At 67.3% G+C, this 16,860-nt stretch carries 19 protein-coding genes; 7 read left to right on the forward strand and 12 right to left on the reverse strand.

The window, feature by feature from the left end; all coding sequences use genetic code 11:
- The first annotated feature begins 45 nt into the window (after positions 1-45).
- Positions 46-639: a histidine phosphatase family protein gene (locus tag H261_RS16385; protein ID WP_008619638.1), complete on the forward strand. Its 594-nt coding sequence runs from the start codon at positions 46-48 to the stop codon at positions 637-639.
- Positions 640-739: 100 nt separating this feature from the next.
- Entirely contained in the window at positions 740-1,126 is a 387-nt protein-coding gene (locus H261_RS16390) for a MarR family winged helix-turn-helix transcriptional regulator (RefSeq protein WP_008619639.1), read from the forward strand.
- 3 nt (positions 1,127-1,129) lie between these two features.
- On the opposite strand, the gene H261_RS16395 is transcribed toward H261_RS16390, so the two are convergent.
- Entirely contained in the window at positions 1,130-1,996 is an 867-nt protein-coding gene (locus H261_RS16395; RefSeq protein ID WP_008619640.1) for a dienelactone hydrolase family protein, read from the reverse strand.
- 113 nt (positions 1,997-2,109) lie between these two features.
- Between H261_RS16395 and H261_RS16400 the strand changes: the two genes are divergently transcribed.
- The 5 genes from H261_RS16400 to H261_RS16420 all read left to right on the forward strand — a co-directional run bounded on the left by H261_RS16400 (position 2,110) and on the right by H261_RS16420 (position 5,805).
- The gene (locus H261_RS16400; RefSeq protein WP_008619641.1) at positions 2,110-2,406 is read left to right on the forward strand and encodes a YggT family protein; all 297 of its coding nucleotides are present in this window, start codon (positions 2,110-2,112) and stop codon (positions 2,404-2,406) included.
- A complete protein-coding gene (locus H261_RS16405; protein ID WP_008619642.1) occupies positions 2,403-2,729 on the forward strand; it encodes a DUF167 domain-containing protein in 327 nt (108 codons plus the stop codon). Before H261_RS16400 ends, H261_RS16405 begins: the two co-directional genes overlap by 4 nt.
- Positions 2,722-3,609 (forward strand): bifunctional methylenetetrahydrofolate dehydrogenase/methenyltetrahydrofolate cyclohydrolase FolD, encoded by an 888-nt coding sequence (folD, locus tag H261_RS16410; RefSeq protein WP_008619643.1) that lies wholly within the window; start codon positions 2,722-2,724, stop codon positions 3,607-3,609. The genes H261_RS16405 and folD overlap by 8 nt, the downstream gene beginning before the upstream one ends.
- Before the next feature lie 90 nt (positions 3,610-3,699).
- Positions 3,700-4,398 carry an NnrU family protein gene (locus H261_RS16415; protein ID WP_008619645.1) on the forward strand — a complete coding sequence of 233 codons (699 nt, stop codon included), beginning with the start codon at positions 3,700-3,702 and terminating at the stop codon, positions 4,396-4,398.
- A gap of 63 nt (positions 4,399-4,461) precedes the next feature.
- On the forward strand, positions 4,462-5,805 hold the full coding sequence (locus H261_RS16420) for a TldD/PmbA family protein (protein ID WP_008619647.1): 1,344 nt from the start codon (positions 4,462-4,464) through the stop codon (positions 5,803-5,805).
- A 321-nt stretch (positions 5,806-6,126) separates the two neighbouring features.
- On the opposite strand, the gene panC is transcribed toward H261_RS16420, so the two are convergent.
- The 11 genes from panC to ccoN all read right to left on the reverse strand — a co-directional run bounded on the left by panC (position 6,127) and on the right by ccoN (position 16,642).
- A complete protein-coding gene (gene panC, locus H261_RS16425; RefSeq protein WP_008619654.1) occupies positions 6,127-6,981 on the reverse strand; it encodes a pantoate--beta-alanine ligase in 855 nt (284 codons plus the stop codon).
- Positions 6,978-7,802: a 3-methyl-2-oxobutanoate hydroxymethyltransferase gene (gene panB, locus H261_RS16430; RefSeq protein WP_008619664.1), complete on the reverse strand. Its 825-nt coding sequence runs from the start codon at positions 7,800-7,802 to the stop codon at positions 6,978-6,980. Before panB ends, panC begins: the two co-directional genes overlap by 4 nt.
- Positions 7,803-7,836: 34 nt before the next feature.
- On the reverse strand, positions 7,837-8,580 hold the full coding sequence (locus H261_RS16435) for a helix-turn-helix domain-containing protein (RefSeq protein ID WP_008619665.1): 744 nt from the start codon (positions 8,578-8,580) through the stop codon (positions 7,837-7,839).
- Between the two features lie 20 nt (positions 8,581-8,600).
- Positions 8,601-8,762, reverse strand: coding sequence for a cbb3-type cytochrome oxidase assembly protein CcoS (ccoS, locus tag H261_RS16440; RefSeq protein WP_009870367.1), 162 nt, complete (start codon positions 8,760-8,762; stop codon positions 8,601-8,603).
- A complete protein-coding gene (locus H261_RS16445; protein WP_040476734.1) occupies positions 8,762-11,107 on the reverse strand; it encodes a heavy metal translocating P-type ATPase metal-binding domain-containing protein in 2,346 nt (781 codons plus the stop codon). The genes ccoS and H261_RS16445 overlap by 1 nt, the downstream gene beginning before the upstream one ends.
- Positions 11,104-11,592 carry a FixH family protein gene (locus tag H261_RS16450; protein ID WP_008619671.1) on the reverse strand — a complete coding sequence of 163 codons (489 nt, stop codon included), beginning with the start codon at positions 11,590-11,592 and terminating at the stop codon, positions 11,104-11,106. The genes H261_RS16445 and H261_RS16450 overlap by 4 nt, the downstream gene beginning before the upstream one ends.
- Positions 11,593-13,050 carry a cytochrome c oxidase accessory protein CcoG gene (ccoG, locus tag H261_RS16455; protein ID WP_008619672.1) on the reverse strand — a complete coding sequence of 486 codons (1,458 nt, stop codon included), beginning with the start codon at positions 13,048-13,050 and terminating at the stop codon, positions 11,593-11,595.
- A 366-nt stretch (positions 13,051-13,416) separates the two neighbouring features.
- Positions 13,417-14,277, reverse strand: coding sequence for a cytochrome-c oxidase, cbb3-type subunit III (gene ccoP, locus H261_RS16460; RefSeq protein WP_008619673.1), 861 nt, complete (start codon positions 14,275-14,277; stop codon positions 13,417-13,419).
- Between the two features lie 2 nt (positions 14,278-14,279).
- Positions 14,280-14,441 (reverse strand): cbb3-type cytochrome oxidase subunit 3, encoded by a 162-nt coding sequence (locus tag H261_RS23960; RefSeq protein WP_008619674.1) that lies wholly within the window; start codon positions 14,439-14,441, stop codon positions 14,280-14,282.
- Positions 14,442-14,454: 13 nt separating this feature from the next.
- Positions 14,455-15,177, reverse strand: a complete 723-nt coding sequence (gene ccoO, locus H261_RS16465) for a cytochrome-c oxidase, cbb3-type subunit II (RefSeq protein ID WP_008619675.1) — start codon at positions 15,175-15,177, stop codon at positions 14,455-14,457.
- A gap of 13 nt (positions 15,178-15,190) precedes the next feature.
- Positions 15,191-16,642, reverse strand: a complete 1,452-nt coding sequence (ccoN, locus tag H261_RS16470) for a cytochrome-c oxidase, cbb3-type subunit I (RefSeq protein ID WP_008619676.1) — start codon at positions 16,640-16,642, stop codon at positions 15,191-15,193.
- Between the last annotated feature and the right edge of the window lie 218 nt (positions 16,643-16,860).

Consider the following 16,860-nt stretch of genomic DNA (forward strand, 5'->3'; position numbering starts at 1 on the left):
AGAGCCGGGGGAGGGTTGGGGTGGGGGCCTTGTGCGGAACGATCCATGCCGACCATCATCCTGGTCCGCCACGGGGAAACCCGCTGGAACCGCGAGGGCCGCGTCCAGGGCCACGGCGATTCGCCGCTGACCCCCAAGGGCGCGGCCCAGGCGCGGGCCTACGGCCAGCGGATGCGGGAAATCCTTGGCGAGCGGGACCAATGGCGGGTGGTGTCGAGCCCGCTGGGCCGCTGCGCCCAGACCACCGGCATCCTGTGCGAGGTCGCCGGGCTGGATTTCCGCTCCGTCATCTTCGACGGCCGCCTGCGCGAGGTCCATACCGGCGACTGGTCCGGCCTGCCCAAGGCGGAACTGGCGGCCAGGCATCCCGGCATGCTGGAGGGCGAGGGGCTGGACCACTGGGTGTTCCGCTGTCCCGGCGGGGAAAGCCATGGGGCGCTGGCGGCCCGGCTGGCCGACTGGCTGGCGGGGCTGGTTCCGGGCGAGAAGCTGGTGGTGGTCAGCCACGGCATCGCCGGGCGGGTGCTGCGCGGCCTCTACCTGGGAGGCGACCCCGACCAGGCCCTGCGGGGCGATTCGCCCCAGGATGCCCTATTTCTTATGGCGAAGGGCTGCATCGAACGAATTAGCGTTCAATAAACTCTCGCTCCGTTGCGCCGCACAAAAGCCCGTGCCATGATGAATTATGATGGACGGTGACACTAGATTACGGTTTTCGGCTCGGACCGCCGCCGAGGCCATGGCGCAGATTTTGCGGCTGGCCAACGGGGCGGCGTTTGCCGGGGGCTTGAATCCGGCGCAATGGAGCGCGCTGCGCTATCTTGCCGACGCGGTGCCCGAGGCCCGCACCGTCACCGCCTTCGCCCAGTACCACGCCACCACCAGCGGCACCGCCAGCCAGACGGTGGCCGCCCTGGTCCGTAAGGAACTGGTGGAGCGCCTGCCCGAACTGGGCGACCGCCGCCGCAACCGCCTGGAACTGACCTCGGCGGGGCACCGGTTGCTGCAGGGCGACCCCCTGGGCGGCATCGCCGCTGCCATCGCCGCCCAGCCGCCCGAGGTCCAGGACGCCCTGATCACCGGGCTGCAGGCCACCTTGCGCACCCTGATGCAGCCGGAAGGCTGACGACTACCCCACTCCGTTGCCCTTGAACCAGGCCAAGGCCTTGGCCCAGCCGTCCCTGGCCGGGGCCTCGCGGTACGAGGGGCGGTAATCGGCGTGGAAGGCGTGGGGGGCGTCGGGATAGACCGTCACCTCCACCTGGACCCGCGCCAGCTTGACCGCCGCCTTCATCTTCTCGACGGTATCGAGCGGAATGCCCTGGTCGGCGCCGCCGTAAAGGCCGAGCACCGGAGCCAGCAGGCCGGCGGCCACATCCAGGGGCTGCCGGGGGGTTTCCGGCGTGGCGTTGCCCGCCAGCCGCCCGTACCAGGCCACCGCCGCCTTCAGCCTGGGATTGTGGGCGGCGTAGAGCCAGGTGGCGCGGCCGCCCCAGCAGAAGCCGGTGACCCCCAGCCGGTCGGCATCGCCGCCATTGGCCGCCGCCCAGGCCGCCGCCGCGTCCAGGTCGGACATCACCTGGGTGTCGGGCACCCTGGCGACGATGGAAGACAGGATGGTGGGAATGTCGGTCAGCACGGCGGGATCGCCCTGGCGGAAATACAGTTCCGGCGCGACGGCGAGATAGCCCAGCCGGGCGAAGCGGCGGCAGACGTCGCGGATATGCTCGTGGACGCCGAAGATCTCCTGGATCACCAGGATGGTGGGGAACGGCCCCTTGCCCGCCGGCATGGCGGCATAGGCCGGCATGGGATGGCCGCCCGGGGTGGGGATCATCACCGCGCCCGCCGACAGGCCCTCGGCCGGAGTGCTGATGGCGCCGGCCGCGGCGGGGCTGACCGCCAGGGCGTAGCCGGTGGCCAGCACCGCCGCCGACACGAAGCCGCGCCGCGTCAGATCGGCCTTGGGCATCAGACTCTTGACGTCATCGTTCATCGTGACCCCTCCCGAGTGTCGAGTGCTTCCAAAGATGGCATCGGCGGCCTTGCGCGACAAGGCCGCCGAGGATAGGTTTGGCGCGATTCGAACCGTCCTCTCAGGTGCCGCCGATGCATGTGATCCTGAATACGCTGATCGAAGTCGTTCTGATCGCCCTGAACCTGTACTGGTACGTGATCCTGGCGTCGGTGATCGTCAGCTGGCTGGTGGCGTTCGGCGTGATCAACACCTACAACGCGACGGTTCGGACCATCCTCGACGTGATCTACCGCCTGACCGAGCCGGCGCTGCGCCCGCTGCGGCGCGTCCTGCCCGATTTCGGCGCCGTCGACCTGTCGCCCATCGCGCTCTGGCTGATCCTGTATTTCATCATCCGGGTGCTGGAGCAGGTGCGGTTCAGCCTTTGAGCCCGTCGCCCTTCACGCCGTGCGCCGGCGGCGTGAAGGTGGCCTTGCGCCTGACCCCCAAGGCGTCACGCGACCGCATCGTGGGCGCGGCGGACGAGGCGGACGGTTCGGTGGTGTTGAAGGCGCAGGTGACGGCGGTGCCGGAGGACGGCAAGGCCAACGCGGCGCTGTTGAAGCTTCTGTCCAAGGCTTGGAAGATCCCCAAGTCGGACATGGACATCGTCCTGGGCGCCACCGACCGGCGCAAGGTGATCTTGATTTCCGGCGATTCCGAGGATCTGCGGCATCGCCTCGACGAGTGGATGGCAAGCAACCATGACTGACGCGAAGCTGATCGACGGCACTGTGTTTTCCGGCAAACTGCGCGAGACCATCGCGTCGCGCGTCGCCGAGATGAAGGGAAAGCACCGGATCACCCCCGGGCTGGCGGTGGTGCTGGTGGGCGAGGACCCGGCCAGCCAGGTCTATGTGCGCACCAAGGGCAAGCGCACCGTCGAGACCGGCATGAACTCGTTCGAGCACAAGCTGCCCGCCGACACGCCGGAAGACTCGCTGCTGCTGCTGATCGACAGCCTGAACAAGGACCCGGCGGTGCACGGTATCCTGGTGCAGTTGCCGGTTCCCAAGCACATCGACACCCAGAAGGTGATCGAGGCCATCGACCCGGCCAAGGACGTGGACGGCTTCCATCCCGTCAACGTCGGCCGCCTCGCGGCGGGCATGGACGCCCTGGTGCCGTGCACGCCGCTGGGCTCGCTGCTGTTGCTGAAGGACAATCTGGGCAAGCTGGGCGGGCTGGACGCCGTGGTGATCGGGCGGTCCAACATCGTCGGCAAGCCCATGGCCCAGCTGCTGATCCGGGAAAGCTGCACCGTCACGATCGCCCATTCCCAGACCAGGGACCTTCCGTCCGTGGTGCGCCGCGCCGACATCGTCATCGCCGCCGTCGGCCGTCCCGAGATGATCAAGGGCGACTGGATCAAGCCGGGCGCCACGGTGATCGACGTTGGCATCAACCGCATCGATCTGCCCGACGGCAAGACCAGACTGGTGGGCGACGTGGACTTCGCCTCGGCGGTCAAGGTGGCGGGCGCCATCACCCCGGTGCCCGGCGGCGTCGGCCCCATGACCATCGCCTGCCTGCTCCGGAACACCCTGGTGGCCTGCGCCCGCCAGCACAACCTGCCCGAGGTGGAGTTCTAGGTGAGACGTGCCGTCCCTCAATCGCCAGACGCGGGTCTCCGCCCGCCGGGCTCCCGCTGCATAAGCAGCGCGGCCCCTTGGGCCTAGCCAATGCTTGCCGAGATTGGATCATCAAGCATTGGCCTGACCGGCGGCGTCGGCCATCTGGTCGCCTCGGTGGCGGTGTTCCTGGGGGCGCACTCGCTCTCCAACTGGAAGCCGGTGCGCGGGCCGGTCGAGGCGAAGTATGGCCGCGCCGCCTTCTATGCCGGCTATTCGGTGGTCTCCACCATCCTGCTGGCCTGGGTGATCGCCGCCGCGCTGGATTCCCCCACCGTGGTGGTGTGGGAGCAGCGGCCCTGGATGCGCTGGGTGCCGCCGCTGCTCATGCCCGTCGCCTGCCTGTTGTGGGTGCTGGGCCTGACCCAGAAGAATCCCTTCTCCATCGGTCCGGGCGGCGCCGGCTACGACCCGGCGCGGCCGGGCATCGTGCGCCTGACCCGTCATCCCATCATCTGGGGCCTGGGACTGTGGAGCGCCGTGCACATCGTGCCCAATGGCCATCTGGCCGGGCTTTTGCTGTTCGTGCCGCTGTTCCTGCTCTGCCTGGCGGGGCCGCGCATCCTCGACGCCAAGCGCCGCAAATCCTTGGGGCAGGAGCGCTGGCGCGAGATGGCCGGACAGGCGGCGTTCGACGTCCGCTTGCTGCGGGCCGAGCTGGGCTGGGCGCGCATCATGGGCGGGCTGGCGCTCTATCCGGTGCTGCTGTGGCTGCACCCCCTGGTGATCGGACTCAGCCCGTTGCCCTGATCCCCCCTTTACGGCGGCCGAGAATCGGGGCAGCCTGAATGCCCCCGCTTTGGAGGCTCCGTTATGTCCGGGATTTCGCCCCTCGATCTGCTGAGTGATCTGGTCGCCGACGCCCGCAAGGCCGGAGCCGAGGCCGCCGACGCGGTGCTGATCGATTCCGCCTCGCTGTCGGTGGGCCTGCGTCTCGGTGCGCTGGAACGCCTGGAACGGGCCGAATCCGGCGATGTGGGCCTGCGCGTGCTGATCGGCCGGCGCCAGGCCTTCGTCTCGTCGTCGGACCGCTCCAAGGCGGCCCTGGCCGAACTGGTGGAGCGCGCCGTGGCCATGGCGCGGGCCATTCCCGAGGACCCCTATTGCGGCCTCGCCGATCCGGCCGACCTCGCCCGCGACTTTCCCGACCTCGACGTCTGCGATCCCGACGAGCCCGCGGCGGAAACGCTGATCGACATGGTGCGCGCCGCCGAGGACGCGGCCCGGGCTGTCTCCGGCGTCACCAATTCCGAGGGCGCCGAGGCCGGCTGGGGCCGCTCCGGCGTGGCCATCGTCGCCTCCAACGGCTTTTCCCATGCCTATGCGGTGACCTCGTCGTCGCTGTCGGTCTCGGTGCTGGCCGGCACCAGCGCGCAGGGCATGGAGCGCGACTACGACTATTCCTCGGCGGTATTCCTGGCCGATCTGCGGGAAGCGGAGGAAATCGGCCATGAGGCCGGCCGCCGCGCCGTCCGCCGTCTGGGGGCGCGCAAGGTGGCGACCCGGCAGGTGCCGGTGATCTTCGACCCCCGCGTGGCGCGCGGCCTGCTGTCCAGCCTGGCCGGGGCCATCAACGGCGCCGGGGTGGCGCGCGGCACCAGCTTCCTCAAGGACAAGCTGGGCGAGGCGATCTTTGCCCGTGGCGTGCGGGTGGTGGACGATCCCCACCGCCGGCGCGGCCTGCGCTCGCGCCCCTGCGACGGCGAGGGCATCGCCACCCGGACGCGGGCCATCGTCGAGGACGGGGTGCTGACCTCCTGGCTGCTGGATCTGCGCTCGGCCCGCCAGCTGGGCATGCGCTCCACCGGCCATGCCAGCCGGGGCACTTCGTCGCCGCCCTCGCCCTCGGCCAGCAATTTCTACCTGGAAGCCGGCCCCGTGACCCCCGCCGAGATGATCCACGACATTTCCGAAGGGTTCTACATCACCGACCTGTCGGGCCAGGGGGTCAACGGCGTCACCGGCGATTATTCGCGCGGCGCCTCGGGCTTCTGGATCAAGGGCGGCGAACTGGCCTTCCCCGTCAACGAGGTGACGGTGGCCGGCAATCTCAAGGACATGTTCCTCAACCTCACCCCGGCCAGCGACCTCGTGCTCCGCCACGGCATCGACGCGCCGACCTTGCGCATCGACGGGCTGATGGTGGCGGGGCGGTAGGGCTTCCCCCTCTCGGCTATCCCGGGACACGGATTGCACGGATGCCGCTGCGCGGCCACGGATAGACACGGATAAAAGAAATTTTCCATTCATCCGTGAGCGGTGCGACGCACCGCATCCGTGTCTTATGACACCGTCGCGGGGAGTTAGGCTGTATCGACATTCAGGGAATTCGGCTGATTTCAGACCAGAGCGTCTTCCAGACAGAAATTTCAGCCACAGATGAACTGGGAATATTCCTTATCCGTGTCCCGCGTAGCGGGAATCTGTGTTCATCTGTGGCCCATTTTTCGTCCCATCCGCTTGAATGTCGATTGGCCCTTAAGGCTCCACCCCGATATTGTCGATCAGCCGGGTCTTGCCCAGGCGGGCGGCGGCCAGAATGCGCAGGGGGCGGTCCAGGCTTTCGGCCGGGGCCAGGGAGGCGGCGTCGCGCACCTCGATGTAATCCACCGAATCGAAGCCGGCCTTGAGCAGCCCGGAGATCGCCATGGGGCAAAGATCGGCGGCCTTGGCCCCGGCGCGCAGGCCGTCGGCGATGCCGGTCAGCGCCCGGAACAGCCAGGGGGCGATGGCCCGCTGGTCCGGCGTCATGTAGGCGTTGCGCGACGACATGGCCAGACCGTCGTCCTCGCGGAGCGTCGGCACCCCCTCGATGCGCACCGGAATGTCGAGATCGCGGGCGAAGCGGCGGATCACCGCCAGCTGCTGGTAGTCCTTCTCACCGAACAGGGCGATATCGGGCAGGCATTGCAGCAGCAGTTTGGTCACCACCGTGGCGACGCCGGCGAAATGGCCGGGGCGCACCGCGCCGCACAAGCCCTCCGACACCCCGCTCACCGAGACGGTGGTGGCGAAGCCGTCCGGGTACATCTCGGCGACATCGGGGGCGAACAGCACGTGGCAGCCGGCCGAGGCCAGGGCGGCGGCGTCCAGTTCCTCCTGGCGGGGATAGCGGGCGAAATCCTCGTTGGGGCCGAACTGGGTGGGGTTGACGAATACCGAGGCGACGCAGCAATCGGCCAGCTCCAGCCCACGCTTGACCAGGGACAGGTGGCCGGCGTGCAGCGCCCCCATGGTGGGCACCAAAGCGACCGTCAGGCCGTCCTTGCGCCATGCCGATACCTGGGCGCGCAGCGCGGCGACGCTGCGGACAATGACGACCGGGCCGCTCATTTTTTCGGCATTCCGAAACAGTGCTCGGGGCCGGGGAAGGTGCGGGCCTTGACCTCGGCGGCATAGCGCTCGGCCGCCTCGGTGATCAGCGGGCGCAGGTCGGCGTAGCGCTTGACGAATTTCGGGGTGAAGTCGTCGAACAGCCCCAGCACGTCGTCGATGACCAGCACCTGGCCGTCGCAGGCGGGCGAGGCGCCGATGCCGATGGTGGGAACGCCGATCTCGGCCGACAGGGCGCGGGCCACCGGCTCCATGGTGCCTTCCACCAGAACGGCAAAGGCGCCCGCCTCGGTGACGGCGCGGGCGTCGGCGCGGATGGCCTCGGCCTCGGCATCGTTGCGGCCCTGGGCGCGGAAGCCGCCGATGGCGTGTACCGCCTGGGGCTTCAGGCCGATATGGGCCATCACCGGAATGCCGCGGTCGGCCAGGAAGCGGATGGTCTCGGCCAGTTCGCGGCCGCCCTCCAGCTTGACGGCGGCGCAGCCGGTCTCGGCCATCACCCGGGCGCAGTTGCGGAAGGCCTGTTCCCGGCTTTCCTGGTACGAGCCGAACGGCATGTCCACCACCACGCAGGCCTTGGACGACGAGCGCACCACGGCGGCGCCGTGGTTGATCATCATGTCCAGCGTCACGCCCAGCGTGGTCTCCATACCGTAGACCACCATGCCGAGCGAATCGCCGACCAGCAGGATGTCGCAGATCGGATCGAGCAGCCGGGCGATGGGGGCGGTATAGGCGGTCAGCACCACCAGCGGCTCGGCCCCCTTGCGGGCGCGGATGTCGCGCGTGGTGATGCGTTTGATCCTGACTTCGGTGCTCACCGCAAGGGCCTCTTTCGCTTTGGGAAATGGGAGTTCAGGCGCCTTCGGCCAACTCGCGCAGCGCGTCCCAGTCATTGACGATGCAATGGCCCGAGGCTGGCAATCCGATGATGCCGTCGCGTTTCAGCTGGGTGAAGGTGCGGCTGACCGTCTCGATGGTCAGGCCGAGATAGTCGGCGATGTCGGCGCGGCTCATGGGCAGCGCCACCGGGCTGGGCGGCAGGCCCATCTGGATGGAGCGCTGCGACAGGCGCAGCAGGAAGGTGGCCACTTTCTCGCGCGCCGTCTTACGGCCCAGCAGCAGCATCTGGTCCTGGGCCGAGACCAGATCCTTGACCGCCATGGTGAACATGCGGCGTTCCAGGCGGGGGATCTCGCTGATCAGGCTGTCCAGCTTGCGGTGGGTGAAGCGGCACAGATGGGTCGGCGTGATGGTCTCGGCGGTGTAGCAATAGCCGCCGTCGATGCCCAGCCCGAACAGGTCGCCCGAGAACAGGAAGCCGATGATCTGGCGCCGTCCGTCGGGCATCAGCTTGTACAGCTTCACCGCGCCGTTGGAGATGGAATAGACGTGGTCGACCTCGTCGCCTTCCCGGAACACCGTGAAGCTGGCGGGCAGGGCGGCGTGGCAGCGCACTGTGGACAGGCGCTTGACCTCGTCCTGGGAGAGGTCGGCGCAGAAGGCGATTTCGCGCACGATGTCGCAGTTGCGGCACTGGGGCGAGCGCAGATCGGCGATATGCGGCGTCTTGTGGGTCTCGTAATCGAGGGGCGGCATGTGCAGGCTACCCATCCCCCTCAGGCCCCGGTCTTGGGCTGTTCGTCGTCATCGAAGAGAATACGATGCGCTGCCCCGTCGAGGTCATCGAACTGACCCGACTTCAACGCCCACAGGAACCCGAGCAACCCCACGAAGCCCAGACCGAGGGCTACCGGGATCAGCATCAACAGATTATCCACTACCCTCTCCGGCGCGATAGACGCAGAGCGTTCCCAATTACTACCAGTGACGAGGTGGACATGGCAATCGCGGCGATGAGGGGGGTGACCATTCCGGCTATGGCCAGGGGCACCGTGAAGACGTTGTAGCCCAGCGCCAGGCCGAAATTCTGCTTCACCAGGACGCGGGACAGCCGCGCCACCTCCAGCGTCTCGACAACGGGGGCGAGGCGGGCGCCCTGGAACACCACGTCGGCGGCGGTCTGGCTGACGTCCACCGCCGAAGACGGCGACATGGAGACATGGGCGGCGGCCAGGGCCGGGGCGTCGTTGAGGCCGTCGCCGATCATCAGCACCTTGCGGCCTTCGGCCTCCAGCTCGGCCAGACGGGCGCATTTGTCGGACGGCGTGCAGCCGGCCCGCCATTCGGCCAGCCCCAAGGCCCCGGCCACCCTGGCGGCGGCGGCGGGGCGGTCACCCGACAGCAGCTCGACGGCAAGGCCCATGCGGCGCAGTTCGGCCACCACCTGGACGGCATCGGCGCGCAGGGCGTCGGAGAAGGAAAAGCGCACCGGTCCGTGGCCGGGGCGGGACAGCCACAGCTCGGGGCCGTCGCCGGCGGCATCGTCGGGCACTCCGACGAACTTGCGGCTGCCCAGGCGGATGCCCCGCGCCGGGATTTCCAGGCCCATGCCCGGCACCTCGACCACGCCGTCGGCCAGCGGGGCGGCGGGGCAGGCGGAGGTGATGGCGCGGGCCAGGGGATGGCGCGACGAAGGCGTCAGGCCGGCGGCGGCCGTCAGGTCGTCCGGGCTCCAGCCTCCGTCCTCGGCCAGCACCGGCTTGCCCAGCGTCAGGGTGCCGGTCTTGTCGAACACCACGGTGTCGGCATCGGCGAAGCGCTCCAGGGCGGTGGCCGATTTGACCAGCACCCCCTGGCGCATCAGACGGCCCGAGGCGATGACCTGCACCACCGGCACGGCCAGGGCCAGGGCGCAGGGGCAGGTGATGATCAGCACCGCCACGGCGTAGAGCAGGGCCTGCTGCCACGGCGTGTCCGTCAGGAAGGTCCAGCCGCAGAAGGTCGCCAGGGCGGCCACGTGCACGACGGGCGCGTACCAGCGCGACACCCGGTCGGCCAGGGCGACGTAGCGGGCGCGGCCCTGCTCGGCCACCTCCATCATGCGGACGATCTCGGCCAGCAGGGTGCGTTCGCCCACCGCCGAAACCTCGAGGCGCAGCGGCGCCGACAGGTTGATGGTGCCGGCGAACACCTGGGCGCCCACCGTCACGGGGACCGGCAGGCTCTCGCCGGTCAGCAGGCTGGTGTCCACGTCGGAGCGGCCGTCGGTGATGCGGCCGTCGACGCCGATGCGCTCGCCCGCCGCCACCAGCACCCGGGCGCCGGGCGTCACCTTGTGGGGGGGCAGCAGCCGCTGCGATCCGTCGTCCTCCAGCACGGTGACCGCCACGGCGTCCAGCGCCAGCAGGTGCTCCACCGTGGTCCTGGCCCGGCCGCGCGCCCGCGAATCCAGGTAGCGGCCGATCAGCAGGAAGAACAGCAGGGTGATGGCCGAATCGAAATAGGCGTACTCGCCCCCGTTGATGGTCTCCCACAGGCTCATCAGGCTGGCCAGGGTGACGCCGATGGTGATGGGGACGTCCATGTTGGTGCGCCCCGACCGCAGCGCCGCCACCGCCGAGCGGGCGAAGGGCCGCACGCACCACGCCACGGCGGGCAGGACGATCAGGGCGGAGATCCAGTGCATCAGATCGCGGGTCGCCGGGCCCATATAGGAGAAATGCCCGGCCCACACCGACACCGACAGCAGCATGACGTTGCCGGCGGCGAAGCCGGCGATGGCCATGGCGCGCAGCAATTCCTTTTCCTGGCGCTGGGTCTCGGCGCCCAGGCGCTCGGGGTCGTAGGGCACCAGGCGGTAGCCAACGGCGATCACCGGGGCGAGCAGGGCACCCGGCTCGGTCTCGCCGGCCCGCCAGCGCACCACCAGCCGGCGGGTGGTCATGTTGACGCGGGCCCAGGTGACGCCCTTCTGCTTGTTGAGCAGGGATTCGATCAGCCAGATGCAGGCGCCGCAATGCAGCCCCTCGATCATCAGGTGCAGGCCGGCCTCGCCCTTGTCGTCGGTGGTGACGTGGGCGGAAAAGTCGTGATAGCGGTCGGCATCGTCGTCGGGGCGCAGCAGGCGCGCCGCCGGGTCGGTGGTGCGCCGCGCGTAGTACTGCTCGAGTCCCAGGCCCTCGACCAGATGGTAGGCGCCCTCGCAGCCGCGGCAGCAGAACGTGCCGGCCAGGTCGGCCGGCATGGGTCCCCCGCAATGGCGGCAAGGCGCAAGCCCGGTCACGGCACCACGATGCGGCGGTTGACCGAGTACGGCATGTCCTTGCCGGTGGCGACCAGGGCCATGTCCCACACCCCGGCCAGCGGCAATTGCTGTTGGGTGGCGTAGGTGCCGGGACCGGTCGGAGCGAGCCGCACCTCGCGGTCATGGCCCTTGGCGGTGGGGCGCACGAAGAGGGCCTTGACCTCCATGCCGTCCACCGGTTGCCCGGCGGCATCCTTGTAGGTGACGGTGACATGGGCGCCGTGGCTGTCGGCGGGATCGACCTGCAGGTCCACCGACCAGTTCAGGGCTTCCTGCTTGCGGGCCGTCTCGATGGTCTGGTTGAAGGCCAGGCCCTTCTCATACGGACGCTCGGTGGAGATGCCCGAGAAGGTCGAGTTGGCGAAATAGGCCATCACGAAGTTGACGGCCACCACCACCAGGAAGGCGCCGACGAAGATATAGGGGTACCACCAGCCGGGCTTGCGGGCTTGCGCCATGTCCATTTACCTCTCCGGTCCAGCGAACAGGGATTCGAGACGGTTGCTCCCGCCCTTGGCCGTCTCGCGCAGGGTGAAGTATAGCGGGGTGCGCTTGTCCTGCAACGTGTCGGCGGGGGCGGTGACGAAGACGTTGTAGGTACCCACCGCGTCGGGCTCGACCTGGAGCATGGCCTTGGCGCCGTGGGCCTGGCCGCCGACCACGCTGAGGCCGGCGCCGTCGATGCCCGACACCGAAAGCTCGAACTGCCGGTCCTCGCGCACCATGTTGAGGATCTTGACGGTATAGCCGTTGCGGATGCTTCCGTCCGACAGATTGACGAACAGCGGCGAGCGCTCGTGCTGCACGGCGAGGTCGAAGTCCTTGCGCGACGACAGGCCGAAGACCATCAGTCCGCTGACCGCCGCGATGATCGCCACATAGACGATGGTGCGCGGACGGATCAGACGGATGCGGGTCTTCTCGCCCTTTTCCCGCGCCGCGAGATTGGCCGAGGAATCCCAGGTGATCAGGCCGCGCGGCAGCTTGTACTTGTCCATCATGGTGTTGCAGGCGTCGATGCACAGCGCGCAGCCGATGCAGCCCATCTGCATGCCGTCGCGGATGTCGATGCCGGTGGGGCAGGCGGTGACGCACATCTTGCAGTCGATGCAGTGGCCGCGATTGTCGAAGGTCTCGCTCTTGCGGATGGGCTTTCTGGGTTCGCCGCGCCATTCCTCGTAGGTGACGATCAGCGAATGCTCGTCGAACATGGCCGCCTGGAAGCGGGAGTAGGGGCACATGTACAGGCAGACCTGCTCGCGGGCGTAGCCGGCCAGCAGGAAGCAGCAGCCGCCCACCACGGCGATGGTGCCGTAGACGGCGCTGTCCTCGGCTCCCGTGAAGATGTCCCGCAGCATGGTCGGCGCGTTGCCGAAATACAGGGTGAAGCCGATGCCGCACGAGGCGGAAATCGCCAGCCAGATGATGTTGACGGTGGCCTTCTTGACCAGCTTGTCGCCGGTCCACTTGGCGCGGTCCAGCGCCATGCGCTTGGAGCGGTCGCCGACCACGAGGCGTTCCACGTACATGAACAGGTCGGTGTAGACGGTCTGGAAGCAGAAGAAGCCGCACCAGATGCGCCCGGCCAGCGAGCTCATGAAGAACAGGACGATGGCCGCCAGGAACAGCAGGCCGGTGATGTAGTAGACCTCCTGCGGCCAGATCTCCAGGAAGAAGAAATAGCCGCGCCGCCCGCCCATGTCGGCCAGGATGGCCTGATTGGGGGCGTCGGGGCCGCGATCCCAGCGCAGGAAGGGCGCGATGTGATAGATCGCCAGCAGGACGATCAGGGCCGCCCATTTCCAGTTGCGGAAGGTGCCCTTGACCGTGCGCGGGTGAATCATGACGGTCTCGGCATAGAGCGGACCGTCGCCGTCGCCGGCGGGCTTCTTCAGGGTCGGATCGATCTTGGGGGTGGCCATGGGATGCGAACGCTCTGCTGCGAAGATGGGCCAAAAGACAAGGCGGGGGGCGTCCGTCACGACCCGTCCCCGCCTAGAGCCGGATGCGTCCCGGTTGAATCGCGTTGCGTTTCGGCCGGGACGCTGAATCCGTCTCTAATCAATAAGTTAGAGGGCGATTCAGACAATGGACCGGCGCGACCGCGCCGGTCCATTGTCATCGCGCTCTAGCCGGATGTGATACTCCAGAAACGAAGAATCAAGAATGCCTGTTTTGTCGCCCCCGCCCTGCGCCCCTATGGGAGGTCCAGGGCCGGGGCCAGATATGCCGATGGGGTGCGCCCCTGTCGCCAGGCACGCACCCCACCGGGTCCCCCCATTCAGCTCTTACTTGCCGCCGCCCAGGTTGTGGACGTAGACGGCCAGCATCTTGACGGTGCTCGCGTCCAGACGCTCGGACCAGGCCGGCATGGCGCCGTGCTTGGGCTTGGCGATCTGGGCCGCGACGGCGTCCTTGGAGCCCTTGTACAACCAGATCTGGTTGTTCAGGGCGGGAGCGCCGAGGTCCTTGTTGCCGGCGCCGTCGTCGGCATGGCAGGCGGCGCAGTTCTCGGCATAGACGGTCTCGCCCGCCGAGCCCTTGGCCGGAGCCTTGGAGGCCAGCGACAGCACGTAGTCGGTGACGGCGGTGATCTGCTCGGGCTTGAGCAGGCCGTCGGCGCCGAACTTCGGCATCTCGCTGGCGCGCGCGTTGGCGTTGGTGTTACGCACGCCGAACTTGACGCTGGTCTCGATGTCGGCCAATTCGCCGCCCCACAGCCATTCGTCGTCGGCCAGGCTGGGATAGCCGAAGGCACCGACGCCGCCGACGCCGTGGCAAGGAGCGCAGTTCTCGTTGAACGCGATCTTGCCGCCGGCCATGGCATAGCGCAGCAGGTCCTTGTCCTTCTCGATGGCGCCAACGTCGGACGCCTCGATCTTGGACAGCCAAGCCGAGCGGGCCTTCTTCTGGGCGGCCAGCTCGTTCTCCAGCTCGCCGCGGGACGAATAGCCGAACGTGCCCTTGGTGTAGCCGTTGACCAGCGGCCACGCCGGGTACGCGACCCAGTAGCCGATGGCCCACAGGACGGTGGCCCAGAAAACGTAGACCCACCACTTCGGCAAAGGAGTATTCAGCTCCTTGATGCCGTCCCACTCGTGACCGGTAGTGTTCTGACCGGACACCGAGTCCTTTTCAATGGTCGCCATTGTTAGCGCTCCTCATTGTCGTCCCTCAGCGGGATGTTTCCATACTCTTCCAGCCGACTCTTGTTCTTCGGCCAATAGGCATAGAAAACGATCCCGGTGAAGATCATGATCACCCACAAGACCCAGAAGGGCCGGAGTACATTGTCGACGAATGCGACGAACAAACCCCGTACTCCTCTAGCGGCGGATTGCCTCGGGCTTCACGGTCGAGAAGTCGACCATGGTTCCCAGCACCTGCAGATAGGCGACCAGGGCATCCATTTCGGTGACCTTGTCCTTGCCGGACGCCGAGCCGATATGGGCCTTGGGATAGCTGGCGGCGACGGCCGGCTTGGCGGCCGGATCACCGAACACCTGCTCTTCCAGGTCCTTCACGGCATTGGCGATCTGCGCGTCCGTGTACGGGACCCCGACAGCCCTGAGCGCCTTCATGTCGGCGGCGATGTCGGAGTAGTTCAGGGGACGCATCAGGTGCTTGTAGCCCGGCATGATGGATCCGGGGACCACGTCACGCGGGTTGATGAGGTGGCGGACCTGCCAGTCGTCGGTGTACTTGCCACCCACGCGGGCCAGGTCGGGACCGGTACGCTTGGAGCCCCACTGGAAGGGGTGATCGTACTTGGACTCGGCCGCGAGGCTGTAATGGCCATAGCGTTCGACCTCGTCCTTGAAGGGGCGGATCATCTGGCTGTGGCAGTTGTAGCAGCCTTCGCGGATGTAGATGTCACGGCCCCTCTGCTCCAGCGGAGAATAGGGACGGACGCCATCCACCTTCTCGATCGTCGATTCGATCGAGAACAGCGGTACGACTTCGACCAGGCCACCGACGACGATCGTGAGAAGGATGCCGACGGCCAGGAAGAAGATGTTGGTTTCGATCTTTGCGTGATGCTTGAACATGGGTCGGGTCTCCTCAGCGCGCGCCGCTGGTGGCGGAAGCGTAGGCCTCGTCGGCGACGTCGCCCTTGATGGTCTTCCAGACGTTGTAGACCATCACCAGCGAGCCGAGAACGAAGAGGAAGCCGCCCAGAGCACGGATCATGTAGTACGGACGCATGGCCTCGACGGTCTCGATGAACGAGTACTGCAGGAAGCCCAGGTTGTCGTACGCGCGCCACATGAGGCCCTGCATGATGCCGGAGATCCACATGGCGGTGATGTAGAAGACGATACCCACGGTGGCGACCCAGAAGTGAACGCCCACCAGCTTCAGCGAGTACAGCTCCTTGCGGCCCCACAGCTTGGGAACCAGGTAGTACAGCGCGCCGAAGGAGACGAAGGCCACCCAGCCCAGGGCACCGGAGTGCACGTGGCCGATGCCCCAATCGGTGTAGTGGGACAGCGAATTCACCGCCTTGATCGACATCATCGGACCTTCGAAGGTCGACATGCCGTAGAAGGCCACCGACGAGACCAGGAAGCGCATGACCGGATCGGTCCGGAGCTTGTCCCAGGCGCCCGACAGCGTCATCAGGCCGTTGATCATGCCGCCCCAGGACGGCATCCACAGCATCACCGAGAAGGTCATGCCCAGCGTCTGCGCCCAATCGGGCAGGGCGGTGTAGTGCAGGTGGTGCGGACCGGCCCAGATGTACAGGAAGATCAGCGCCCAGAAGTGCACGATCGACAGGCGGTAGGAGTACACCGGACGCTCGGCCCGCTTCGGCACGAAGTAGTACATGATGCCGAGGAAGCCGGCGGTCAGGAAGAAGCCCACCGCGTTATGGCCGTACCACCACTGGGTCATGGCGTTCTGCACGCCGCCGAACACGTTGTAGCTCTTCATCCAGCTGCCGCCGAAGAAGGCGGCGGGAACCGCGAGGTTGTTGCCCAGGTGCAGCATCGCGATGGTCAGGATCATGGCGAAGAAGAACCAGTTGGCCACATAGATGTGGGGTTCCTTGCGCTTCATGATCGTGCCGGCGAAGGCGATCAGATAGGCCACCCAGATCACGGTGAGCCACAGGTCGATCCACCATTCCGGCTCGGCGTATTCCTGACCCTGGGAAAAGCCCAGGACGTAGGACAGGGCCGCGACGACGATCAGCGCCTGGAAGTTCCAGAAGACGAAGCCGCCCAGGCCCTCGCCGCCGAACAGGCCGGCGCGGCTGGTGCGCTGCACGATGTACAGCGAGGTGGCGAAAAGAACGTTGCCGCCGAACGCGAAGATCACGGCGGAGGTGTGTACGGGACGCAGGCGCCCGAACGAGGTCCACTCGAGATCGAGGTTCAGAACGGGAAAGGCCAGCTGCAGGGCGATGAAGTCGCCCGCCAGGAAGCCCACGACGCCCCAGAAAATCGCGGCGAGCGTGAACTTCTTGATCACGTCTTCGCAATAGGGCGTGGCTTCGGTGTTGATGCTCATGCCGAACTCCTGTTTCGACCGGAAAAGGGTCCACCTGAAGCATCCGGCCGGTTCCATGGCGACACCATGCCCCCGGGGCCGATGGCGGCCGGGTGGTTCTTTGCTTCAAGTGTGCGCACTATGCCCAGCGAGAGGAGGGCCGCCATTGATATATATCAAAGTATGACGTTTTTCAGGTGCTTCCCGCCCTTGGCGAGAATGATTCCCGCACGTAGAGT

The sequence above is a fragment of the Paramagnetospirillum caucaseum genome, from assembly GCF_000342045.1.
Classification (GTDB): Bacteria; Pseudomonadota; Alphaproteobacteria; order Rhodospirillales; family Magnetospirillaceae; genus Phaeospirillum; species Phaeospirillum caucaseum.